Source organism: Haloarcula sp. CBA1129 (assembly GCF_008729015.1).
Taxonomy (GTDB): domain Archaea; phylum Halobacteriota; class Halobacteria; order Halobacteriales; family Haloarculaceae; genus Haloarcula.
Genome location: NZ_RKSM01000001.1, coordinates 2,841,277 through 2,863,556, shown reverse-complemented (window position 1 = coordinate 2,863,556; position 22,280 = coordinate 2,841,277). Strand labels below are relative to the sequence as shown.

The following is a 22,280-nucleotide window of genomic DNA, read 5'->3' as shown; positions in this document are numbered from 1 at the left end:
GTGCGCGGCTACTGTCCTCCCGCTGAGTCGGAGTGATACCGGTGGGTCAGTGTGTCTGTGTGGAACTCCCGCTCTCGCTGTCCGCCGCCTGTCTGGGGCATCCTTAACACCTATGGCTGCAAACCCGGAGATATGTCGGCTTCGGAACTGGCAGACCGGGTGGCCGAGGTGCTTGCGGCGGACAGCGAGTCGTTCAACGAACGGGCCCGCGAGGAGGCCGAAGCGCTCAAGGCCGCGGTTCGGAGCGGGACCTTCGACAACTCGGAGGCGATTGTTGGCATGGAACTGGAGCTGTATGCCGTCGATGAGCAGACCGACGCGCTCCAGCGGGTCCCTCGACAGTTGCTCGAACTCATCGGGTTCGAGAAGGAACTCGGACTGCACAACGCGGAGATGCAGACGAGCCCGCAGCCGCTGAACACGCACGGGCTGGCGGCTCAGCGAAACGAACTGAAGGCGTCGCTGATGCCGGCCCAGCAACGGGTTCGCAACGAGGGTATCCGCCTCGTCTCCGACGGTATGTGGACTGTTCCGCCCGCCGGCGAGACGGCCCGGGAGTACCTTTGTGATTGTGTCGAACAGAGCGGCGTCCGCATTGGCACGAATATGTCGGACTCCGTCCGGTATCACACGATGGCCAACACGGATTACCCCTCGGCGTTCGAAATCGACGCGCCACACGTCTCGCTACAGTCCGAGACGGTAATGCCGGAGTCGCTCATCACCTCAATTCAGCCCCACTACCAGATCCCCCACGCCCCGGACCTGCCGGAGTATTTCACCTATGCGCTCCGTATCGCCGCGCCGCTGCTGGCGCTGGGCGTCAACTCACCGTTTTTCCCGCCGGACCTGTACGACGACGCACCCGACCCGGAGATCGTCGCCGGGGCGAACATGGAGAACCGTATCGGCGTTTTCGAGTCGGTGCTTAACCCACCCGACGGCGACTCGACGCCCCCGAAAGTCTGCTTCCCGCCGGATTTCGACTCAGTCGAGGAAGCCATCGACGACATCGTCGAGGACGACACTATCGTTCCGGTCGACCTGCAGTCGGGGACTCGCTTCGACGACGACTTCGTTCATTTCCGACACAAGCACGGCACGTACTGGCGGTGGGTCAGGCCGGTGTTCGAGGGGCCGACCCGGTCGGCGGCCAACGCCCGCATCGAATTCCGTCCGCTGGCCGCACAGCCGACCGTCGACGACGCAATCGGGTTTGCGGCCGTCTTCGCCGGCCTGATGGAGAGCCTGCCACGGCTCGAACACCCCATCCGGTCGCTGGACTGGGAGACGGCGAAACGGAACTTCTACACCGCCGCTCGGAACGGGCTCCGGGCGAAGATCGAGTGGATTACCGCCGATGGGGCGACGACGACCAGCACCGAGGAGATATACGGCGAACTGTTCGAGCACGCACGCGAAGGCCTCGAACAGCGCGGCCTCTCGTCGGAGGAAGCCCACGGGTACATCCGGCCGTTGCGCGAGCGTGTCGACCGCCGGCTCACGCCCGCGCGCTGGAAACACGACTACGTCCGCCGCCGCGTCGAGGAGAACGTCCCGCTGGCCGAAGCCATCTGGGGCATGCAGGCCACCTATATCCGCCATCAGGAGGAGACGCTGCTGGACGGCAGTTTCGTCGACTGGTTCGAGTGATACCGTACGAACTGTTGTCGCTCAGTTCTGGATAGTGTCGACATCGGGGTCGGCACGTACCGGGACACCGCTTCAACGATCCGTCTCAGTCGCTAGTCGTCAGCTCCAACTGTTCCGTGTCGGTGGGCCGAGCCGCCACGCCTGCGTACGCGACGACGTCTGCTCCCAGTTTCTCGACGCGCTCGGCGATGTCCTCGTCGGCGATGCTGCCGTCCTCGAAGGCGGCCCACGAGTCGGGGATGGCAACCGCTCGCGGGAGCGGCCAGCCTTTCAGTTCTAGAACGGACGCTCGGAGATGTTCAAGCGCCGGCGTCGGGAACCCGCCGCCGGCCACCGCGAGGATGCCGACGGTCGTGCCTTCGACGTCATCGATACTGCAGTAATCGAGCGCCGTTTTCAGCGGTGAGGCGATGGTGCCGTGGTACACGGGGGTTCCGAGAACCATGGCGTCAGCTTCACTGACCCGGGCAGCGAGTTCCGGGCCGTCTCCCGACTGTGCCTCGTCCGTGTCAGGGTCAAACAGCGGGAGATCCCACTCTCGCAGGTCGATGTGTTCCGTAGTCACGCCGTCGTCGGCCGCGACGCTGAGGGCCCGCTGGACGGCGACTCTGGTTCCGCTGTCGTCGCGGAGGCTTCCACTGATTCCGATGACGTGTGGCGTGTTGTGCATCGTGTACCTGTCCGTAGCCACCGTTGAGTAGTAAGTATTCTGAGAAATATACTTCAGTATGGATTCTGATAGGTTCTCGTTCGACCCGCCGCTCTCGGGACCTGTGGGAGATCGCTGTGACTGTGACGACCGCTTCCGAGCGGCCGCCGATGTGACTCCGTCGGTCACGCCGCTGGAGCGACTGCCGTCCGAGTCCGACGACAGCCTCTGAGTGTGCAATCGGTTTCACCTCGGGTCGGGCGGCGGCCGTTCCCGGTGCCATCGCTGGCCTGTGTCCAGCGTATGCGCACAATTGAACGTTACGGGCTCGTTACTCCTCGCTCTCGCCGCTGTCGTTCTCGGCCTCCGTTTCGTCCATGCTTCCCTCGGCAGCCCTGTCCTCGTCGCCGTGCTCCTCGAACTCGACTTCGGCTTCCAGTTCGATTTCGATGCCCTTGCCTTCCAGTTCGGCTGTGTCTACCGCAACCTCGACTTCCACTTCGACGGAAACGTCGTCTCGGTCCATACCGACGTTCCGAGGGGCTGACATAATTCGGTTTTGCAACCGGCATGCCGCGACCGACTTCGACATCGCTATGTGTGTCAGTCGAAGACAATACGCTATGAGCGACCCCGTGGACGTGACCGTCGACACCGACAACGAGTCGGAATCGGTCCGCATCCACGACGACGACGGCGAGGTCGAAGCCGGCGACACGACGGTCCGGTTCAGCTTTTCCGGTACTGGCGAGGATGACCACTCGGCCGACGGCGAAGAACCACAAGCAACCGATGACGGCGACGACCCGCGCCGAATCGCCGACCTCGATTCAGTACCGACCGATAGTACGCTCGTGTTCGAGGCGCGCGACGGGCAACGGGGTGTGAACTGCATCCTGCATCGCGCCGGCGACGCCGTCGTCGCTTGGCGCAACTCCTGTCCCCACCAGCCCGAAGTCCCGCTTGACCCGGGTCGGGGCGCGATTATGCGGGGTGACCGACTGGTGTGTCACAAGCACGGCGCGCAGTTCGAACGTGATGGCGGCGTCTGTACGCACGGCCCCTGTGCCGGTGACGCTCTCGACAGTATCGAGATCTCGGTTCGGGACGGCGACGTGTATCTCACTGACGAGCGCTTCGAGCGGGCCGACCGGCGCTGACACGCGCTGCCTGAGCGTTTTGTGGGTATCTTTCAGCCGCTAGCGCTTTCAATCGTCGGCGACGGCCGGTTCGCTGCCGGCCCGTGCGTCGGCCTCGCGCCACGTCCCGCGGAGGAACCAAGCAGCGGCGAGGCCGGCCGCGAGGACGTTCGAGACGGCAAAAGCCAGCCAGATGCCCTGTTCGGCCAGCGAGTGCGCGAAGAGGTCGACGACTCGCGGGCCGAGCCACGCCGGGACCGCGACCGGGCGGGAGGCGACCCAAGCAACCGGTAGACGAATAATTCCCAGCATGGTGACCGCCAGCGCAGCCGCGGTGAGTGTCTTGCCAGCCCCGCGGAACCCGCCGGAGTAGGCTCGGACGACGCCGATGAAGCCGAAGGTCGGGGCGACCCACTGGAGGAATTCGGCCCCGATGCGGACGACCTCTGGGTCGTCGCTGAACACGCTGACGACGGCTGGCGCGGCGAAGATCGTGATTACGCCGAGGACGGTGAGGATAGCGAACGACACCTTCGCGGCGAAGTGGTTGGCCGTCGCCGCGCGGTCCGGTCGCTCGGCACCGAGGTTCTGGCCGGTCATCGTCTCGACGCCGCGGTCCATTGCGATAGCGGGCATGAACACCAGCGAGAACACGCGGATACCGACGCCGAAGGCCGCGACCACAGTAACGGAGAACGTCCCGACGATGAACAGCATGGCGTTGACCGACACGGCGCGCCCGGTGCCTTCAACGGAGGCCGGGATACCCAGTCTGAGCAGCTTCCGGAGGTACTCTAAGTCGGGTGCCATATCGCTGAGGTGAATCCGCACGCCGCGCCTGCCCGACAGCAGGATTCCGATGCCGACGACCAGCGCTACGGCACGCGAGAAGATGGTTGCGACGGCCGCGCCGACGACACCCATCTCGGGGAACACCCACCAGCCGAAGATGAGGAACGGGTCGATGACGATGTTCAGCACGACGGTCCCGAACATCACCAGCATCGGCGTGATGGTGTCGCCGGCCCCGCGCATCAGCGAGATGAACACGAAGAAGCCGAACATCGCTGTCAGCCCGAGCGAGACGACCTGCAGATAGCCCGTCGCGCCCGGGAGTACTTCGCTGGACGCGCCCAGAAGCGACAGGAAGTCCTCGACGAAGAAGTAGCCGGTCGCGCCGAGCAACACGGAGGCCAGCAGCGCAAACGTCACGGTCTGTGAGGCGGCGTACTCGGCCTCGCGGTGCTCCTCGGCCCCGGTGTGTTGGGCGACCAGTACGCTCCCCGCTACCGACAGCCCCATGCCGAGCGAGATGAGCAGGAAGATCATCGGGAAGGCAAAGGAAATCGCCGCAAGCGCCGTCGTGGAGTACTGTCCCAGCCAGAACGTGTCCGCGAGGTTGTATGCCACCTGTAGCAGGTTCGTGATGACGATGGGAAAAGAGAGAAACAGTAGCGGCTTGCCGATGTCGCCGCTGGTCAGGTCAAGTTCGTCTTGCCCCTTGAACAGGTTCCCGAGCCGTGCACCCAGACGGCCCAGTCTTTGCCGGACGCTCACGCTGTGACCTCCTGCTGGCCGTCCAAGAGATGCGTCTTGACGTACTCGGTGAGCATCCGTCTGGTACACTCGACCGGGCGACCGGTCGTGACACGCTCGGTCGCGGCCCCGGTCAGCACGGTGACGATGAACCGGGCAGTCTCCTCGGCGTCGAGGTCGGATTTGAACGTCCCGTCAGCGATACCGTCCTCGAGGACCGCTTCGAGTTCGTCCGCGAGGTAGTCGTCGAATTTGATGAGCCGCTCACGAAAGCCGGGTTCGTAGGGCGCGTGTGCACGGATTTCGAGAATCGCTGTCCCGAACTCTTCGCTCCCATCGTCCGGCTTGTCGAGTACGGAATCGATGAGCGACAGCAGGCGTTCGTGTGGGTCCTCACCGTCGGGGTCTTCGATCCGGTCGATGAACCCGTCATAGAGGTATTCGAGGAACGCACAGAGGAGGTCGTGCTTGCTGTCGTAGTGGTAGTGGAGGGCGGCCTTGCTCTTGTCCGCCTCGTCAGCGATGTCCTGCATCGTCAGATCTGCATAGCCGTGCGTACACAGCGCACGGTAGGTCGCATCCATAATATCGTCGGCCGTGTCGCCGTCGTTCATTACGTGCAACTAACTGACTGGTCAGTCAAGTATTCGTCGGTACCGCCCGAAAGTGGGTCGGGAGCTGTGGCTCCGGAAACGTTCGGAACGGCGCAGAAGGACAGTCGCTACTCTCTCATGTCGAGGTCGAACTGCTCGTGTTCGCTTGCGGCGTTGAGCACGACGGAGGTGTTCGACTCCCTGATGTCCGGGTCGGTGAGGAGTTCCTTGATCTGGGAGTTCATACCGTCGGTATCGGTGAATTTCCCGACCGCGATGATGTCGTAGTCGCCGGTGACCTCGTACACAGAGATCATCTGCTTGTGCTCTTTGAGATCCTCGGTGACGGCCGGGAGCGACGACCCTTCTACCTTGAGCTGGATGATGGCCGTCACGTCGTAGCCGAGCTTGTCGTAATCGACCTTGGGGGTGTACCCGTTGATGATCCCCTCATCCTCGAGATCGGAAAGGTGGTTTGAGACGGTCGTTACCGACACGTCGAGGTCTTCTCCGAGACTTCGGAGGCTTGCGCGGCCATCCCCGAGAAGGGCATTCACTAGCTCACGGTCGAGATTTTCGTACGTCATTACATTGGGGGACGCCCCCCAGGGATTAGAATTTTACGAATGTCCAAATGTAAGCGCAAGCGTCGAAACCTTTGCGCAAATCAGCAGGGTTTTAGTAGTAGCACCGCTCCTATCGGGTGTCCAAAGATGACAAGCGAACTTTCAGAGGCGGCGGAGGAGGTACTCGACGAAATCGAAGAGAAGAACGTCGACTTCCTTCGACTCCAGTTTACCGACATCCTCGGCACGATCAAGAACGTCTCGATTACAGCCGATCAGGCAGAGAAAGCGTTCACAGAAGGGATTTACTTCGACGGCTCCTCGATCAACGGCTTCGTTCGGATTCAGGAGTCCGACATGCGTCTGGACCCGGACCCATCGACGTTCTCCGTGCTTCCGTGGAGGGAAAACGTCGAAGGTGGTTCCAGTGCCCGTCTCATCTGTGATGTCATCGACACCTCGACCGGCGAGCCGTTCTCCGGCGACCCGCGTGGCGTCCTGAAGCGTGCCATCAAGCGCGCCGAGGACATGGGCTATACGGTCAACGCCGCCCCCGAGCCCGAGTTCTTCCTCTTCGAGGAAGACGAAGACGGCCGTGCGACGACCAAGACCAACGACGCCGGCGGCTACTTCGACCTCGCGCCGAAGGACCTCGCCTCCGACGTGCGCCGTGACATCATCTACGGCCTCGAAGACATGGGCTTCGACATCGAAGCCTCTCACCACGAGGTCGCACAGGGCCAGCACGAGATCAACTTCACCTACGACGACGCCCTGACAACGGCCGACAACGTCGCCACCTTCCGGTCCGTCGTTCGCGCCATCGCGGCCGAGCACGACCTGCACGCGACGTTCATGCCGAAGCCGATCCCGAAGATCAACGGCTCCGGGATGCACACGCACATCTCGCTGTTCACCGAGGACGGCGAGAACGCGTTCCACGACGACGACGACGAGTTCAACCTCTCCGATACGGCCAAGAGCTTCACCGCCGGTATCCTCGAACACGCACCGGCCATCACCGCGGTCACCAACCCGACCGTGAACTCCTACAAGCGGCTGGTCCCGGGCTACGAGGCCCCTGTCTACGTCGCCTGGTCCGACCGCAACCGCTCGGCGCTCATCCGCAAGCCGGCCGCCCGCACACCGGCCGCAAGCCGTATCGAGGCCCGCTTCCCCGACCCGTCGTGTAACCCGTACCTCGCCTTCGCCGCGCTCATCCACGCCGGTCTCGATGGCGTCGAGCGCGACCTCGAGTGTGAGGATCCGGTCCGCGAGAACATCTACGACTTCGACGAGGAGAAACGCGAGGAGTACGGCATCACCACGCTGCCGGAGAACCTCGGCGAAGCCGTCGACGAACTCGAAAAGGACGAGGTCATCAGCGACGCCCTCGGCGAGCACGTCTTCGAGAACTTCATCGAGGCCAAGCGTCAGGAACACAAGGAGTATCTGGTCGACGTCTCCGACTGGGAACTCGACCGCTACCTCGAGACGTTCTAAGCGGCTTTCGTCTCCGTATTTTTCGCGAGGTACTCACCGGCCAGCGGTAGCGCCAGCAGCAGGCCAGTGCCGAGCGCGGCGAGTAGTACTACAACGGCTGGCGTCGGATGTAGACCGAACGTCACCCCGAGGAACGTCCCGACTGTCAGGACGCCGAGGACTGCCGTACCCACGACACCACGGCGCGTTGGCTCCGGAATCCTGTCGCCGAGCAGCGCCCAGACCACGGCCCCACCGACTGCGATACCCAGCGTACCCGCCGTGTTGCGGGAGACGCCGGCGACGACCAGCCCGGCCACAGCGACAGCGGCGGCGAGTCCGAACACTCGCTCGGGCGTTTCGAGCACACCAAGCGCGAGCGCCAGACACGCGCCGGCGACGGCGAAGCCAGCGAGGATATCAACGAGGTAGTGGACGCCTATCACCAGCCGGGAGAGTCCGATGAGGCCGATGACCGTCCCGGCAACGGCGACACGGCCGCGCCGTGTCCCGACCCGGAGCGCCCACGCGAACCCACCCCAGACGAGCAGAGAGAGCGTGGCGTGACCGCTGGGGAACCCGTACCCCTCGCCAGTCGCCATCGACTCGTAGATGCCTCGCAGCGCTACCGGAAGCAGGTCAGCGTGGGTGGCCGTCCCCGCTCCGGGTGGGCGTGGCAGTCCGAGCAGGCCTTTCAGCGAGACGATGAGGGCAACGCCGACGGCGAGCAGCGCCACCACCATCGCTGTCCGGTCGCGAGTGAGGTTGCGGCCGAGCCTCGGCGTCCACGGGCCGAGCCAGTACAGCAGGCCACAGGCTAGGAAGGTGAACCAGAAATCACCCAGTTGGGTGATCAGCGCGAACAGTACGACGACTGCGCCGGGCAGCGCCGACAGCACCTCCGTCACGCCGACAGTCCGTATCACTGTCGCCAGTCACGCACGCGGTCGACGAGTCGTCCGGGGAGGCCGGTCGCAGTCAGGGTCACGCCGACGGCTATCATAATCGCGTAGAGGCCGAGCGTCGACAGCCAGACGACAAGCATCGCCAAGACGGCCCAGATGCCCTCCAGATAGTAGAACGCACCGAGGGTCATTATCGTGCCGTACAGTAGGACGATGTAGGGGCCCCACTGTCGGGCGTGTCCGCGGCGCATCCGGCGACGGACGTACTGCTTGAGGTCCGACCGCACCTCGTCGCGGTGGAGCGTCCGCCCCTCGATGTCCTCGCGGAACGACTCGAACTCCTCGCGGAGTTCCCTGAGCTCCTCGTCTGTCAGGTCGTTAGTCGTCGGTCCGGGCGTGTCAGCGCCGGCTGGCGGCGGCGTGTCGGTCTCGTCAGCGTCCTCACTCATCGCTTTGCCGGACCGTCGGCGCGATACCTGTTGTAGTTGCCGGTCCGCGAGCGCCGCGTTGACCGCTGCGCCCACGAGGAGCACCTGTCCGGCGAAGTAGAACCACGTCACCAGCAGGAGCACCGCGCCGATGACCCCGTACACCTGATAGGAGTCGGCCTGCGCCGCGTAGACGTTGAACCCCGTCCCGAGCAGGGTCCACCCGACACCAGCGAACACCGCGCCGGGGACGGCCGCCCGGATAGTCATTTCCTCGTCGGGGAACAGATAGTACAGCGGGAGGAAGGCGACTGCCAGCACGGGAACGAGCGCGAGGCCACCGAGTGCGACCTGTACGCCGAGCACCGTTCCGAGCGCGCCGACGACACCGAGGCCGACCAGCGCGACGCCGATGCCGCCCAGCGCGGCCAGCCCGTCGACGAGCTCCCCGATAATCGAGTCGGGGCCATCCGTCCCGTAGACGCGACTGAAGGCCGTATCCAGCCCGCGGAACACCTTGAGCGCGCTCCACAGTGTGACACCGATACCGAGTACCGTCGCCCCACCGCGGCCGGCCCCGCTTGTCAGCGCGTCTTCGAGCAGTGTCGACGCTGTCGGTGAGAGCACGTCTCCCGCTGCCGTCACGATACGCTCGGCAAAGGCCTCTCCGCCCGCCAGCGTGCCGACGACCAGCGTCAGCAACAACAGCGGTAGGAGCGAGACGAACATGTAGTAGGCGATGCCGGCTGCGAGAAAGGAGACCTCTTCCTCACGTACCGTGCGGACGACATCCCGACCGACGGAGACAGCGCGTGTGCGGTCCACACGAGCACGTCAGAGTGGCGTCACAAATATACTGTCGGCTGCCTGATGTCAGTCGGCTGTCGACGCCACGCTTCAATCGTCCAGCGCCGCGTCGGGTCGGTAGGACCGACTGACGACTCGCCACGTTCCCGACCGAAAGCGATAGTAGGTCACTGCGGCGGGAACCGCGGTTTCGACCACCAGCGAGGCGTACAGCGCGAGTTCGCCGAGTGGTGTAACGTAGCCGAGATACGCCAGCGGGAGAGCGAACAGGTACATCCCGGCCAACTGGGAGTACAGCGGCCAGCGCGTGTCACCGCTGGCACGGAGCGGCCCGGTCGAACCGCCGTCGACGCCCCTGAACACGACGCTGGCACATGCGACGGCGACGAACACCGTCACCAGCGGGAGTACTGTGGGGTCCGAAACGAACAAGCGGGCGAGGCCACGCGAGAACGGGAGTAACGTCGCCGCGACGACGATGTACACGCCGATACTCAGCCGGAGGACCGTCTGCGCCCAGACGGTCGCCTCGGCCTCGTTGCCCTCACCGAGCGCCTGTCCGACGAGGCTGCTCGACGCGAGGCTCAGTCCCCAGTTCGGCGTATCAAGCAGCGCCCGGACCCGCAGCGCCACGACGTAGGCCGACACCACCCCCGGCCCGAACAGCCCGACGATGAACAGCCGGGGGAACTGCGCCCCGGTCCGTGCAAGGTTGGCTCCCACCAGCGGTGCCCCGGTCTCTGCGAGGTCTCGTCCCAATCCCCGGTCGAGGAACGGCCGCGATAACGGAATCCGGACCGGAAACGCACCGATTACCGGCAGGCCACCGCGGGCCAGTCCGACCGCGAACCCGGCCGTGACGAGCACGTTCGCGACGACCGTCCCCAGCGCCGCACCGACGACGCCGAGACCGAATCCGAAGATGAACACGGCGTTCAACGCGATGTTGACGACCGCGCCGCCGGCCCGCAACAGCATCGGGGTCCAAGCGTCGTCGGCCCCGACGAGCGTTCGGCTCGCGATGAGGTTCAGTGCGGCAAAGGGGACACCGAGGGCAATGACGCGCAAATATTGGACTCCGTAATCGACGGCCTCGGACCCCGTCCCGACGAGATCGACGAGCAGACCCGGGAGGACCCAGTACGCCGCCAGTAGCGGGAGCGTCAGCCCCAGAGCGACGGCGGCGCTGGTCGTGACAGTCACCGCCAGCTCCGCCTCGGCGTCGGCGCCGTAGCGCTGGGACACCATCCCGATTGTCCCCCCGGCGACGCCGCCACCCAGCGCGAACACCAGTTCCCAGAACGGCGCGGCGAAGCCGACGCCGGCGATAGCTGTCGGTCCGAGCGCGAGCCCGACCATCGCCACGTCGACCGTCGACTTCGACATCCGGGCAAGCCCGGTGACGATGCGGGGCCAAGAGAGGTCCGTCGCTCGGCGGATTCGCTCGCGCTCGACGAGGTCAAACCGTGCAAGTAAGCCGCCGATGAACAGCAGGACGCCACGGACCGGATTGTACGTGGAGGGCACGTCTTCGCCACTGCTTTGCGGTCGAACCCGAAAGGTGTTAAGAACCGGACGCCGCCCTCACAGGGTTTATACAGCACCGCCGCAACGACCGGATATGGATACGGAAGCGGCCATCCGGCACGGGACGATGCAGGTGACGGTCCTGTTGCTCGTCGCGGCCGCACTGGCTATCGGCTTCGGCGTCGCCGGCGTCGGCGCGTCTCTGCCGATTGTCGTGGGTCTGCTGGTACTAACGGCTGTTCTGTACGCCGCCCGTCCGGACAAGGAGCGATTCGGTTCCGTCGCCGGTGTCGACGTGGATGGTCTCGTTGCGTCGCTGTGGGTCGCGCCGCTCATCACGGCCCTGCCGCTGCTCGTCCGCCTGTCGGCCACGCCCGGTGAGATGCAGGCCATCGGCGGACTGCTCGGTCTCGCAGGGATGGCGAACTACTTCCTGCGCCCGGTGTACCTGCTTACCTACGACCTCGTTTCTGCGGTGCGAGAGAGCGTCGGGCGAGCAAACGGTCGATAGGACGCTGTTCGAACGTCAACTCTGCTCGCAACCTCGGGGTTCGCTGTGATTCTTGGGTCCGCTACTCTGCCGTCGCGTCGCGGATTTCCACCACGTCGGCGTCCGTCTTGAACGTCGTCCCGCCGTAATGCGTTCGCGAGGCCTCGTAGCCGGCGTCGCTGAGTTTCTCGATGAACTCGTCCATGGCTTCCGCACCGCGACCCCAGCGCTTGCAGAGGCGGTGCTGGTCGTAGTGGGTCGGCGTGTCGATTTCCGCCTTGAGCGTCGCCAGCAACTCTGTTGCCTTCTCGGCAGTTCCCATCTCCTCGGTCAAGTGCTCGGTGACGGCGTCGACGAACGCGGGGTCGCAGGTCCGGCCCAGCCAGATGGGGCCGGCCGTCTGGAGGTGTTCGTCACAGACCGGACAGTCCTCGGGCGGGTCGGCGATGAGGCCGTAGTCGTGGTCGCGCCAGAGGCAGTGCTGGCAGTGGTGGACGTAGCCCAGTTCGTCGATGCAGTCGTTGGCGACCTTCGCACCGTGGTCGAATTCGAGGTACGTCCGGGCGTAGTGTTTCGTCGCGTGGCTGAGAATCGGCCGAGCGGCGATGTCGTAGCGGGCTGCGGTGCGGACCATCGCCGACAGGAGGACGCGCATCCCCATCTCGGCGTGGAACTCGGTGTTTCGCGGCACCGCACCGTATGAGCGGACGCCGCTCTCGAAGTGTGCGCCACACAGCGGTGCGGTGTCGGTGGCCGTCACACAGAGGAGGTGTTTGGTCCCCTGAACCGCGGCATCGGCGAAGGGAATCGGCGTGCCGAAGGGGTCCACGTCGACCACGTCGAACGCCTCCGAGTGCATGAGCACGTTCGCGTCCGACCGCCGGACCGAGGCGGCGAGGTCGTTCCGTTCGAGGTTCTGCTCACACAGCGCCGTCGCGTCGTCGTCGATGTCACACAGCGTCGTCTCCCAGTCGTTGGCCGCCGCACGGACGCCACGGATGCCGCTTGCGGCGGTGGCGTCCAGATACGTCGACACGCGTGGGGTTCGTTCTCGGTAGGCCCGCAGCGCCGCCACGGTGATGTCGCGGTTCAGTTCCTGAACGGGGTTGAAGAACACGTCCGCGCCCTTCCCCGCGTCAGGCTGTTCCGGCACCGTGACCGTCACTCGGCCCTCACTGACGCGCATATGCCCCGGTCCGTGCGGGTGCCGTTAAGTCGTTCGAAGCCCGCCGGCTCCCGCCTCGACCTAGGCCGCTTCGGCGGCCGTTCGCTCCTTGGGGAGTCGAACGGTCACCGTCGTCCCGTCGCTCGTGTCGAACGCAAGGTCGCCCTCAAGCGTCGTGGCCGTCCACCGGATGAGCCAGAGGCCGATGCCGCTGCCGTGGTTCAGGTCCGTCTCGCGGCCCCGATCCAGCACGCCGAGTTCGTGTTCAGGAATTCCGGGGCCGTTGTCGCTGACGGTCAGCACGACGTCATTGCCCTCAACCGTGGCCCCGACGGTAACGACAGCGTCCGGGACGTGCTGAAGGGCGTTTTCGACGAGATTGGCGAGGAGGACCTCCAGCAAGGCAGGCTGGGTCGTCAGCCGGAGGTCGTGGGGTATCTCGACCGTGACTGAACCGCTGTACTCGTCGCTGGCGGTCTCTATGACTTCGGTGACGAGGTCGGCCAGCACAATGGAGTCGAGGGCTGCGTCGTCGGCACCCGCTTCGGCGAGGGTCCGGGCCTTTTCGCCGGAGTCGATCAGCCGACTAACCGACTGCTCGATGGTCGCCGCGTACTCGGCGTGGTCTCCGTCGAGTTCCCCCGCCAGCAGTTCCGCCCGGGCTTGGATGACGACGCTCTCGTTGCGAACGTTGTGTCTGAGAAACCGGTTGAGCACTTCGAGGCGGCGTTCCCGACGGATTTCGTCGGTGATGTCCTGAAAGACGACCGTGTACCCCAGCTGCGTGCCCGCTTCGTCCCGGAGCGCCGTCTGCCGGATCTTGAACTCACGGTGTCGACCACCGGCCTCGATGGATGCCCGAGAACCCCCGCCGTCGGTTTCGATAGTATCGCCCGCCAGAAAGCCGTTTAGCGGCTTCGTCAGTGCCTCGTGCTTGTCGACGGCGAGCATCCCCTCCGCGGCGGGGTTGAGATTCACGACCCGCCCCTGTTCGTCGACGATAGCGACCGGCGTGGCGATGTCGTGGATGGCCGCTCGTTCCCCGGCCCGCCGGGTCGCCGGGTGGAATTCGAACATGTCGCTGCGGACGAACGCGTACAGGTCCAGTGCGACGTGGGGCAGGAACAGGAGCGTCGTCAGATTGACCGCCGGAATCGGCCCGATGCCGCCGGCCCACAGCAACACCCCGGCCCCGGGCGGTATCGGACTCAGGCCGACCGCCAGCGCCTCACTCCGGTACAGCGGCCCGTAGCTGACGACCGTATCGAACACCAACAGCGTCCCGAAACTGACGAACAGCATCGCGACGATAATCGTGAGCAGCCCCATCGGCAAGACGGCGTAGTCGGCACCGGCGCTGCCGGCGGCCGGCACGACCCGGAACCCCTCCCAGACCACGGTGTGAAGCGGGTTCGTGACGACGAGCACCGTTCCGGCGATCGGGAGGACCGCTACGCCCCGGTACCAACTGCTTTCGAGGACGTTCGTCCGGCCGGTGTATCCAAGCGCAAAGGAGAGGAAACAGAAGCCGATCCAGATAATGCCCAGCCAAGACGCCATCTCCAGAGCGAGGCGAAGTGCCGGGTCGAACACCAGCAGCGCCGCGCCGTAGCTGAAACACCAGACTGTCTGCGTGACGATGGTTGCGACGAACCATCGCGCCCCGGGCTTGTCCCAGTGCGTCCGGAGCTGTGCCAGCAGATACAGCGACCCGAGCCCCGAGACAAACGAGCCCAGCGCCAGCCACGGGAGGTCCATGGCGGAAGAAACCCCCACTCCGTGTTTATGCTTCTGGGCACAGTACAACCATTGATAACTCCCCGCTGTCGACTGCGAACCAGTCGAGGCTCGGATGCTGAAGCCGACGCCGTTTTGTCACCCCTTTCCGTAGCATGGCTGTGACCGCAGTCGAGGAGTGGGTGGCCGACCTCGAAGCCGCCGGGGAACTAACCCCCGATGCAGTGTCAGCTATCGTCGACGCGCACGACGACCGCGGCCATCAGGCCATCGAGGCTGTCGGCGAGAGCCGGGTCAAGCAGTACCGGGATTTCACTGTCGTCGTCGGCCACGACGACGAGTACATCGTCGAGGACGGCGGCTGTACCTGCGCCGACAGCGAGTACAACCTCGACCCCGATGACCCCGACCAGCTCTGCTGGCACGCGATTGCCGTTCGCATCGCCGAGGCCATCGATGCCGTCGACGACCACGATATGTGGTACTCGGACGTTCGGGAGTTCCTCTAGACCACCTTTTTCAGCGTCGGGTTCGAGTCGCGCTCGGAGAGCGCGCTCGAACCACTCCTTGAAAAACGTGGGCGAAAAAGGCCGGACGCTCACTTCGTTCGCGTCCGGGGAAACCGCACGCCGACGGCGCGCGGTATGCTATATGCTACGGCTTCCGCACCGCCGTGCTACTGCTACCGCGCTGTTCCGGTCTTGCTACTGCCACGCTCTGCTACCGCGCTACTGGCTGCCCAGCGCTATACGCAATCCGCCCCGCTAGCGAGAATCGTAGTAGTGACCGAGAGCCGAGTTCGAGCGAGCGGAGGGTGTCGGCCCGCTCGTGGTCGCCAAGGTCCACGTCGACGCGACCGCTCAACGGTGCGACCCCCAGTTTCCCTTGGAACTCGACTGGGGTCCGTTCCAGCCGTCCCTCCCGGACCGCGTAGCTCTCTATCCGCTCCCGGCGCTCCCAAGTCCGGGGCCAGTCGATGCCGACCGTCGCCACGTGGTCGCCGTCCTCGACGACTGTCGTCTCGCGGCGGGTCGCGTCGTCGCGGTGGGTGATGTCGGCGACCGTCTTCGGGTAGCCCCAGATCTCGTCGCCGAGGGCGCGCGCAGGCTCGGTCGTCACCGGGAGCGACCAGACGTAGCTCCCGGCCCCGCGGGTCAGGAGTGGAATAAGCGGTGGCTGCCACTCCCCCGGGGTCGCCGGGATCATCACCGCGAACTCGTCGTAGGGAGCCATCGCGTCGTCGCCGATGCGGTGGTACTCGACACAGAGGAGCACGACTGCGGCCCGGCGGGCCGTCGCTCGGACCGGTGTGAGTCCAGCGGGCAGCAGCGACTCCGCAACCTCGTATCGCGCCGGGAGTACCGCCCCGGCGACCGTCGCCTCCGTGACCAGCGGGAGCGTCACCTCGTGACCGGTCGAGAGCCGAACCCGGTCGCCGTCGGTCGGAGATGTCACCCTAGCCACCGCCCCAGAAACGCGCTCGCTCGGCCGAACCCGCGGTGTATCGGGTCTTGGAGCCGCGCCGGGAGCCAGTGGGTCCACCGGACGAACGTGGCGAAGGCCCCGACGGGGTAGCGGGCCTTCGGCGGGTCGGCAGTCGCTGCGGCGAGGACTGTCGCGGCGACGGTTTCCGGCGTCGTCGCCAGCGGCCCGCCGGTGAGTACCCAGCCGTCCTCCAGCGCGTCGTAGGTCCGGTCGTAGGTCGGCGTCCGGTCCTCGTTGTGCAGGCTTCCCAGCGCGCTGTCGGCAAAGCCTGTCTGGACCCACGCCGGTTCGACGAGCGAGACGTGGACATCGTCCGCTCCGGCGACCTCTATCCGCAGTGCGTCGGTCAGCGACTCGACGGCGGCTTTGCCGGCCGAATACCCGCCGAGGCCGGGCGACGCGGTGTGGCCAAGCACGCTGGAGACCGTGATGATGCGCCCGCCGTGCTCGCGTATCTCGGGGAGAACTGCCTGTACGAGGCGGTGTGGGCCGTGGACCAGTACGTCGAACTGCTCTCGAACCTCGTCGCCGGAGACGTCTTCGACCGGACCGGCAACACCGTAGCCCGCGTTGTTCACCAGACAATCGAGACGGCCCGCCTCCACGATAATTCGGTCGACGACGGCCTCGACCTGCTCGCTGTCGGTCACGTCAAGTTCGAGACAGCGACAGCGCTCGCGGATATCGTCTGGAAACTCACTCTGGATGTCCGTCGCGTAGACGGTCCAGCCGTCGTCGGCAAACGCCCGCGCCGTCGCCGCGCCGATGCCCGACGCTGCACCGGTGAGCAGGACGACAGAGTCCTCTGTAGGCATACAAATAAACTAGCGTCAGAAACTCAGTGGTCGAGACAGTAGTCGACGTAGTTCCGGAGGATGCGCAGCCCCGTCTCGCCGGACTTCTCCGGGTGGAACTGCGTGCCGAAGACGTTGCCGGCGTCGTTGGCGACAATCGAGGCGAAGTCCGCCCCGTAGTCAGTCGTCGCCACCGTCGCGTCCTCGTCGTCGGGGACGGCGTAGTAGGAGTGGACGAAGTAGGCGTGCTCCCCGTCGACGCCCTCGACGAGCGGGTGGTCTCGCGTCACGTCGAGTTCGTTCCAGCCCATGTGTGGCACGGTCTGGTCGCGGCTGAACCGGACGTTCTTCCCGGGGATGAGGTCCAGCCCTTCGGCGTCGCCCTGCCCTTCGTGGTCGGCCTCCTCACTCGTCGTCAGGAGCATCTGCATCCCGAGACAGATCCCGAACAGGGGCTTGCCGGCCTCGGCCTGTTCGACTAGCGCCTCGCGGAACGGCCCGGCGTTGTCCATCCCTTCGGAGAACGCCCCGACGCCGGGCAGGACGATGCCGTCGGCCGCGTCGAACTCCGCTGGGTCCTCCGAGAGGGTCACGTCCGCGCCGGCGCGTTCGAGTCCGCGCGTGACGCTCCGGAGGTTCCCAAGTCCGTAATCGACGACGACCACGTCTGCGGTCGTCTGTCTGACACTCATACGTTGCCGTAGGCGAACAGGGGCTAAGTGACTTCCTGTTCGAACAAGCTTTCGGCACAACCACTGTCCGGTCGGTGGTGCCGCTTCCAGTCAGACACTCGGGCCCGATGAGAATATCAACTGTGAAAATAAGCCCGGCTCGTTTTATTCATCTACTGCATACGGCCGTTGATGGTTGATCTTACAGATGTGCTGTACGTCGACGGTAACGTTCTCATCGCTGAATTCCCCGAAGGGATGGAGATGACGGACGAGACGTTCGCGAAAGTCAATGAACGGTTCGAAGAACTCGCCTCGAAACCGGCGGTCGATACGCATATCTCGAACCTTCAGATGGAAGCCTCGCTGAACGACGACGTGTTCACACGGGCACAGGAGGCCGCGGAGGCGGGCAAGCAGTTCGGTATCACGGACTGGGTCATCGTCTCCGGGGGCATCAAGAAGATGGCACTCAAGAGCAAGGTCGGCGAGATTTCGGGTGTCGACATTTCGCTGGTCGACACGAAAGCAGAGGCGATGGAACTGGTGACGGCGTAGCCCGTCTGCCGGACACGTCTGGGAACAGTTAAAATTCGCCGAGCCGCGACTGCCCGCTCTGGGCGTCAGTGAATTCCGCGGCGGTCGAAAGCGCCGCCTCGAACGTCTCCTTCTGACTCGGGTCGTACAGCGTCGCCGCCGGGTGGACGGAGACGAGCACGCGGCGTGGCTGCCCCTCGATGGGCACGTCGAACACGTCGCCCGCTTCGCCGGTGACAGCTACGTCGCGCTCCAGCAGATGCTCGGCCGGAACCTTCCCAAGTGTGACGACGACTTCAGGGTCGACGCGGTCGATTTCCGTCTTCAGGTACTCCCGGCAGTTCGCGAGTTCGCCCGTGCGCGGGTCGCGGTTGTCCGGCGGGCGACAGCGCACACAGTTCGTGATACGCACGTCGCCGCGATCGAGGCCGGCATCGCGCAACCCGTCGTCAAGTACGTCGCCGCTTCGCCCGACGAACGGCTCGCCCTGTTCGTCCTCGTTCGCGCCGGGGGCCTCCCCGACGAACAGCAGGTCTGCATCCGCGGGGCCGACACCGTTGACGATTCGCGAGCGCGAGCGACAGAGGTCATCACAGCGCTCACAGTCGACGACGTCGAGACCGTCCATCTGCTCCATGCCCCGTCGTTTGCGCTGGGGGCTCTCAAACGCAGCGGTCCGCCGCCGAGCCTCTGGTCCGAGCTCCGGTTCCGCCGGTTCAGCGGTAACAACGGTCCAGATCCGTCAGCGATTACCGTTTCACACCGGTCGCTTCGATCTGTACCGCCGCGTCGTTCGGCAGGCTTGCGACGCCGACGACGGTCCGTGACGGTCGCTGCCCGTCGAAGAACGCCGCATATGCTTGCTTGACCGCTGTCAGCTGGTCCATCTCCGTGAGATACACCGTCGTCTGCAGCAGGTCACGCGGTTCGAGACCGGATTCGGCAGCCATAGCACGAATCTGGTCGAGTGCGGCGAGCGTCTGTGCCTGAACGTCGCCGCTGCGAACCGTTTCCGTATCGGGGAACTGTCCGTCAAAGAATACGAGCTGGTTGTCCTGCTGGCGCGTGCCGTACACGCTGTGTTCTGTCGGCTGGTCGCCCTCGTAGCGGGTCACGCTACTGTCGCTGTTCGTCTGTTCGTTCGTTTCTGCGGGCTCTACAGCCGTCCTCGCCTGTGTTTTGCTTTCTGCCATTGTGTTTCTACATACACGGTGTCGGACAATCAGCCTGTCTTTAGCTATTACTAACGTCCCTACAGAATAAAAATACAGATCCCTTTCGAGTCGCTCTGTCTGCTGTATTGTATTTAGCAATAGATGAGAATCTGTCGTGGTAACTGATGTGAAGTCGCCCTGTGCCATTGTCTTGGCGGCCAGTGTCACACCGTCTCCGGTCGGGCGGTACTGCTATTCCGGTCACTCCATCTCGACCAGCCCCCGCGCCGCCAGTCGGGCGACCCGGAGCGGTTCCGGACGGCCGCCTTCCGGCGTGAATGCACGAACCACATCCGCGGCGGCGCTGTCGTCGAGGCCGACGCTCCGGACGTACACCGTCTCGTCGTTCACCGATACCGGCCGGCGCTCCGGTTGAGCGCGGTAGGTCGCCAGCCGGTCCTGCACGGCATCGGGGTCGTCGAACGCCTCGCGGATGGCCCCCGCAAGCCCCGGCGAGGACTCGAAGGTGACCGACAGGACCGGCAGACCGGTGCGGTCGTGAATCCGTCGGAGGTCGAGGACGTTGAACCACGCCGGCGCGATACCCGCCACAAGCAGGTAGCGGACGTCCTCGCGGGCCAGTCGCTCGACCATCTCACACACTGTCTCAGTCGCGTCGCTCCCGCCGGCCGTTGCAGTACTGAAAACAAAGCCGTCGGCCACCCTGCTGGCGCGGACGACAGCGCCAGCGAACTGACTGGTTTCCGCCTGATACGACTCCGCGATGCCGAGGGCCCGTACCCCCGATTTCACGTGTTCTGGTCGTCTTTGATGTCCTCCAGTCTATCGAGCAGTTCGTCGTTCGACGCGGTGAACTCGTATTCGATGTCGCCCTCGTGGGCGTTTTCTTCAGCATCGAGGCCGTCCTCGTCCTCGAAGTCTGTGTCGTACTCCTGATTGTCTTGTTCCGATTCGTCGTAGCTCCCGAACCCCATGGTACGTGTACAACTATGACGTTCACAGTAAAAAATCACTCGCCACCCCTCCTGTGTTTATTTGCCGACAGAACGCCTTGTCGCCTGCGTCCGCCCCGATAGCCGGACAGTACACTCAAGCGGACCGCGCCACAGGCTTCGTGTATGGCCGTTCACAACGTTACCGCCGAAGCCGAGACGTTCACCTGCAACGCCTATCTCGCGACCGGCGAACAGACGACACTGATCGACGCCGGCGCAATGCGCGGCGTCGTCGACGCCATCCGCAAGCACGCCGACGCGCTCGACGCCGTCGTGTTGACCCACCAGCACGGCGACCACGTCCAGCAACTCGATGCCGTCCTCGACGCTTTCGACGCGCCGCTGTACGCCCACGCTGCTCACCCTCGGCGGGACCACGACCTCGAAGACGGCGACACGCTCACGGTCGGCGACGAGGAATGTGAGGTCGTGTACACGCCGGGCCACGCCGACGACCACGTCTCGCTCGTCTCCGAGTCATCCCTGTTTTCCGGTGACGTGGTCGTCCACGACGACGGCGCGTTCGACGACGGCTCCTTCGGCCGCACTGACCGTCCCGGCCAGTCCCGCGAGCGCCTCATCGAGAGCATCGAGGCCCTGCTCGACCGTCTGCCAGCAGGCGTCGAACATATGTACTCGGGACACGGCGGCGTCTTCCACGGCGACGTTCGCGAAGTCGTCGAGCGTGCCCTCGAACGGGCCGAGCGCCGTGAGCCGAAGTACCCAGACGAGTGACCACTCGAAACCGGCGCAACCCTCTAGTGATAGGACCGACATTCGACTGCATGAACCAGCGACTTCTGACGGGGATGGCCCTTGCGCTCTCCGGCGTCGTGCTGGCCGCTATTCAGGTGCTTCACGCAGTCCAGCAGACCCGGATTCCGGTGGCGGTCGCGGTCGACGGGCTCCCCTTTGCGGCGATGGGGCTTGCGATAGTGTACGCGGGCGTCTGGCTCGTTCGCGACACGACGTTTGAGGGGGCCACGGCCCGTGTTGCGGTATGGGCCGCTGGCGGGACTGTGGTGTTCGCTGCTGTCGCGGCGCTCCTGCTGTTCAGCCAGCGTGTGACCGCCGGCTCACTCGCCCGAGCGTCGTACCTGACGGTGGACCTCGTCACTGTCGGCGCGCTGGCGGGCGTTCTTGTCGGCCTGTACGACGCCCAGAGCCGCAGTCGGCTCCGCGAGTTGGAAGCCGAACGCGACCGTATCGAGGCCTTCGCCGGGAAGGCGGCAGACGTGAATAACTACGGGCGAGCCATCGCCAGCGCGCCCAGCGTCGACGGCGTCGCCGCCTTCGTCGTCGAGGCATTCAGCACGATGACTGGAATGGAGGAGACGGCCGTCATCCGCATCAGCGACGACAGGACGGCGACGCTCGCCAACACGATTCGAACCGTGCCGGCCGACGACGTCGGCGAGTTTGCCCACGCGGTCCGGACACAGCAACAGGGCGAGGTCGCGGTCCATGACCGGCCGTTCCCCGTTGACATCTCCGAGTCCGTCACCGACTGCGTCTCGGCGGTCGTGCTGAACGACGAGGACAGGGCGACAGTCGTTCTCTCAGTCACGACCGCCGAGACGACTGTCGGCGAAGAAGACCGGAAGCTGCTGGAACTTCTTGTCTCACACGCGTCGGTTCGCATGGCAACGCTCGACCGACAGTCCGTGGACAGTGAACACACTGGACAGTAGGGGACTGGCGACGAACTGCCACCGGGTGCCGGCGGCATCTCTCCAAAACGGGCCCGAAAATCAGGCGCTGCGGGTTTCTTTCGCCTTCGGACGCAGGTTGCCGTAGCCGCACTTCCGGCACTGCTGGGCGCGCTGTGGGTTCCGAGCGTTACACCGCATGCAGATCTGCTTGTTGAGGAGTCGGTCGGACGCTGTCTCGAAGCTAGCCATGCGCGGTTGTTTCCGGTGCGCGCGTTTAAGCTTTGAGTTTCGGTC

General features: G+C 64.9%; 27 protein-coding genes. 9 read left to right on the top strand and 18 right to left on the bottom strand.

Annotated elements, in window-relative coordinates:
- Positions 1-132 precede the first annotated feature (132 nt).
- Positions 133-1,653, top strand: a complete 1,521-nt coding sequence (locus Har1129_RS14485) for a hypothetical protein (RefSeq protein ID WP_151101299.1) — start codon at positions 133-135, stop codon at positions 1,651-1,653.
- Positions 1,654-1,738: 85 nt separating this feature from the next.
- Here the strand turns inward: Har1129_RS14485 and Har1129_RS14480 are convergent, their stop codons facing one another.
- Entirely contained in the window at positions 1,739-2,323 is a 585-nt protein-coding gene (locus tag Har1129_RS14480) for an NADPH-dependent FMN reductase (RefSeq protein WP_151102161.1), read from the bottom strand.
- 58 nt (positions 2,324-2,381) lie between these two features.
- On the opposite strand from Har1129_RS14480, the gene Har1129_RS20680 reads away from it, so the two are divergent.
- Positions 2,382-2,534: a hypothetical protein gene (locus tag Har1129_RS20680; protein ID WP_191906177.1), complete on the top strand. Its 153-nt coding sequence runs from the start codon at positions 2,382-2,384 to the stop codon at positions 2,532-2,534.
- 99 nt (positions 2,535-2,633) lie between these two features.
- On the opposite strand, the gene Har1129_RS14475 is transcribed toward Har1129_RS20680, so the two are convergent.
- Positions 2,634-2,828: a hypothetical protein gene (locus Har1129_RS14475; protein WP_151101298.1), complete on the bottom strand. Its 195-nt coding sequence runs from the start codon at positions 2,826-2,828 to the stop codon at positions 2,634-2,636.
- Between the two features lie 97 nt (positions 2,829-2,925).
- On the opposite strand from Har1129_RS14475, the gene Har1129_RS14470 reads away from it, so the two are divergent.
- Positions 2,926-3,462: a Rieske 2Fe-2S domain-containing protein gene (locus Har1129_RS14470; RefSeq protein WP_191906176.1), complete on the top strand. Its 537-nt coding sequence runs from the start codon at positions 2,926-2,928 to the stop codon at positions 3,460-3,462.
- A gap of 48 nt (positions 3,463-3,510) precedes the next feature.
- Here the strand turns inward: Har1129_RS14470 and Har1129_RS14465 are convergent, their stop codons facing one another.
- From Har1129_RS14465 to lrp, 3 genes are all read right to left on the bottom strand, one after another.
- Positions 3,511-4,998, bottom strand: a complete 1,488-nt coding sequence (locus Har1129_RS14465; protein WP_151101296.1) for an MATE family efflux transporter — start codon at positions 4,996-4,998, stop codon at positions 3,511-3,513.
- A complete protein-coding gene (locus tag Har1129_RS14460; RefSeq protein WP_151101295.1) occupies positions 4,995-5,591 on the bottom strand; it encodes a TetR/AcrR family transcriptional regulator in 597 nt (198 codons plus the stop codon). The genes Har1129_RS14465 and Har1129_RS14460 overlap by 4 nt, the downstream gene beginning before the upstream one ends.
- Before the next feature lie 107 nt (positions 5,592-5,698).
- Positions 5,699-6,157 carry an HTH-type transcriptional regulator Lrp gene (gene lrp, locus Har1129_RS14455; RefSeq protein WP_151101294.1) on the bottom strand — a complete coding sequence of 153 codons (459 nt, stop codon included), beginning with the start codon at positions 6,155-6,157 and terminating at the stop codon, positions 5,699-5,701.
- 126 nt (positions 6,158-6,283) lie between these two features.
- Between lrp and glnA the strand changes: the two genes are divergently transcribed.
- Entirely contained in the window at positions 6,284-7,639 is a 1,356-nt protein-coding gene (gene glnA / locus Har1129_RS14450) for a type I glutamate--ammonia ligase (RefSeq protein WP_151101293.1), read from the top strand.
- On the opposite strand, the gene Har1129_RS14445 is transcribed toward glnA, so the two are convergent.
- From Har1129_RS14445 to Har1129_RS14435, 3 genes are all read right to left on the bottom strand, one after another.
- Complete coding sequence (locus Har1129_RS14445; protein ID WP_151101292.1) at positions 7,636-8,544, bottom strand: phosphatase PAP2 family protein; 909 nt, start codon at positions 8,542-8,544, stop codon at positions 7,636-7,638. The genes glnA and Har1129_RS14445 overlap by 4 nt on opposite strands.
- Complete coding sequence (locus Har1129_RS14440; protein WP_151101291.1) at positions 8,541-9,776, bottom strand: YihY/virulence factor BrkB family protein; 1,236 nt, start codon at positions 9,774-9,776, stop codon at positions 8,541-8,543. Before Har1129_RS14440 ends, Har1129_RS14445 begins: the two co-directional genes overlap by 4 nt.
- Positions 9,777-9,848: 72 nt before the next feature.
- Positions 9,849-11,285, bottom strand: a complete 1,437-nt coding sequence (locus tag Har1129_RS14435) for an MATE family efflux transporter (RefSeq protein WP_151101290.1) — start codon at positions 11,283-11,285, stop codon at positions 9,849-9,851.
- 94 nt (positions 11,286-11,379) lie between these two features.
- On the opposite strand from Har1129_RS14435, the gene Har1129_RS14430 reads away from it, so the two are divergent.
- Positions 11,380-11,796, top strand: a complete 417-nt coding sequence (locus tag Har1129_RS14430; protein WP_151101289.1) for a hypothetical protein — start codon at positions 11,380-11,382, stop codon at positions 11,794-11,796.
- Between the two features lie 61 nt (positions 11,797-11,857).
- Here the strand turns inward: Har1129_RS14430 and Har1129_RS14425 are convergent, their stop codons facing one another.
- Both Har1129_RS14425 and Har1129_RS14420 read right to left on the bottom strand, forming a co-directional pair.
- A complete protein-coding gene (locus Har1129_RS14425; protein ID WP_151101288.1) occupies positions 11,858-12,961 on the bottom strand; it encodes a tRNA (guanine(26)-N(2))-dimethyltransferase in 1,104 nt (367 codons plus the stop codon).
- 60 nt (positions 12,962-13,021) lie between these two features.
- Positions 13,022-14,698: a histidine kinase N-terminal 7TM domain-containing protein gene (locus Har1129_RS14420; protein ID WP_151101287.1), complete on the bottom strand. Its 1,677-nt coding sequence runs from the start codon at positions 14,696-14,698 to the stop codon at positions 13,022-13,024.
- A gap of 134 nt (positions 14,699-14,832) precedes the next feature.
- Here Har1129_RS14420 and Har1129_RS14415 point away from each other — a divergent pair, with 134 nt between their 5' ends.
- Positions 14,833-15,186 (top strand): hypothetical protein, encoded by a 354-nt coding sequence (locus tag Har1129_RS14415; RefSeq protein WP_151101286.1) that lies wholly within the window; start codon positions 14,833-14,835, stop codon positions 15,184-15,186.
- Positions 15,187-15,397: 211 nt separating this feature from the next.
- On the opposite strand, the gene Har1129_RS14410 is transcribed toward Har1129_RS14415, so the two are convergent.
- The 3 genes from Har1129_RS14410 to hisH are packed head-to-tail and all read right to left on the bottom strand — an operon-like array spanning position 15,398 to position 17,648.
- On the bottom strand, positions 15,398-16,141 hold the full coding sequence (locus tag Har1129_RS14410; RefSeq protein ID WP_370455425.1) for an acetoacetate decarboxylase family protein: 744 nt from the start codon (positions 16,139-16,141) through the stop codon (positions 15,398-15,400).
- A complete protein-coding gene (locus Har1129_RS14405; protein ID WP_151101284.1) occupies positions 16,129-16,977 on the bottom strand; it encodes an SDR family oxidoreductase in 849 nt (282 codons plus the stop codon). Before Har1129_RS14405 ends, Har1129_RS14410 begins: the two co-directional genes overlap by 13 nt.
- 23 nt (positions 16,978-17,000) lie before the next feature.
- Positions 17,001-17,648, bottom strand: coding sequence for an imidazole glycerol phosphate synthase subunit HisH (gene hisH / locus Har1129_RS14400; RefSeq protein ID WP_151101283.1), 648 nt, complete (start codon positions 17,646-17,648; stop codon positions 17,001-17,003).
- Between the two features lie 171 nt (positions 17,649-17,819).
- On the opposite strand from hisH, the gene Har1129_RS14395 reads away from it, so the two are divergent.
- On the top strand, positions 17,820-18,185 hold the full coding sequence (locus Har1129_RS14395) for a hypothetical protein (protein WP_151101282.1): 366 nt from the start codon (positions 17,820-17,822) through the stop codon (positions 18,183-18,185).
- Between the two features lie 28 nt (positions 18,186-18,213).
- Here the strand turns inward: Har1129_RS14395 and Har1129_RS14390 are convergent, their stop codons facing one another.
- The 4 genes from Har1129_RS14390 to Har1129_RS14375 all read right to left on the bottom strand — a co-directional run bounded on the left by Har1129_RS14390 (position 18,214) and on the right by Har1129_RS14375 (position 20,313).
- On the bottom strand, positions 18,214-18,801 hold the full coding sequence (locus Har1129_RS14390) for a uracil-DNA glycosylase family protein (RefSeq protein WP_151101281.1): 588 nt from the start codon (positions 18,799-18,801) through the stop codon (positions 18,214-18,216).
- 112 nt (positions 18,802-18,913) lie between these two features.
- On the bottom strand, positions 18,914-19,357 hold the full coding sequence (locus tag Har1129_RS14385; RefSeq protein WP_151101280.1) for a RidA family protein: 444 nt from the start codon (positions 19,355-19,357) through the stop codon (positions 18,914-18,916).
- A 222-nt stretch (positions 19,358-19,579) separates the two neighbouring features.
- A complete protein-coding gene (locus tag Har1129_RS14380; protein WP_151101279.1) occupies positions 19,580-20,131 on the bottom strand; it encodes a DUF99 family protein in 552 nt (183 codons plus the stop codon).
- Entirely contained in the window at positions 20,128-20,313 is a 186-nt protein-coding gene (locus Har1129_RS14375) for a DUF5786 family protein (RefSeq protein ID WP_151101278.1), read from the bottom strand. The genes Har1129_RS14380 and Har1129_RS14375 overlap by 4 nt, the downstream gene beginning before the upstream one ends.
- A gap of 144 nt (positions 20,314-20,457) precedes the next feature.
- Here Har1129_RS14375 and Har1129_RS14370 point away from each other — a divergent pair, with 144 nt between their 5' ends.
- Together Har1129_RS14370 and Har1129_RS14365 are read left to right on the top strand one after the other, a co-directional pair.
- Entirely contained in the window at positions 20,458-21,069 is a 612-nt protein-coding gene (locus Har1129_RS14370; RefSeq protein ID WP_151101277.1) for an MBL fold metallo-hydrolase, read from the top strand.
- Between the two features lie 50 nt (positions 21,070-21,119).
- Positions 21,120-22,025: a hypothetical protein gene (locus Har1129_RS14365; protein ID WP_151101276.1), complete on the top strand. Its 906-nt coding sequence runs from the start codon at positions 21,120-21,122 to the stop codon at positions 22,023-22,025.
- A 60-nt stretch (positions 22,026-22,085) separates the two neighbouring features.
- Here the strand turns inward: Har1129_RS14365 and Har1129_RS14360 are convergent, their stop codons facing one another.
- The gene (locus tag Har1129_RS14360; protein WP_004960523.1) at positions 22,086-22,235 is read right to left on the bottom strand and encodes a 50S ribosomal protein L40e; all 150 of its coding nucleotides are present in this window, start codon (positions 22,233-22,235) and stop codon (positions 22,086-22,088) included.
- Positions 22,236-22,280: the final 45 nt, after the last annotated feature.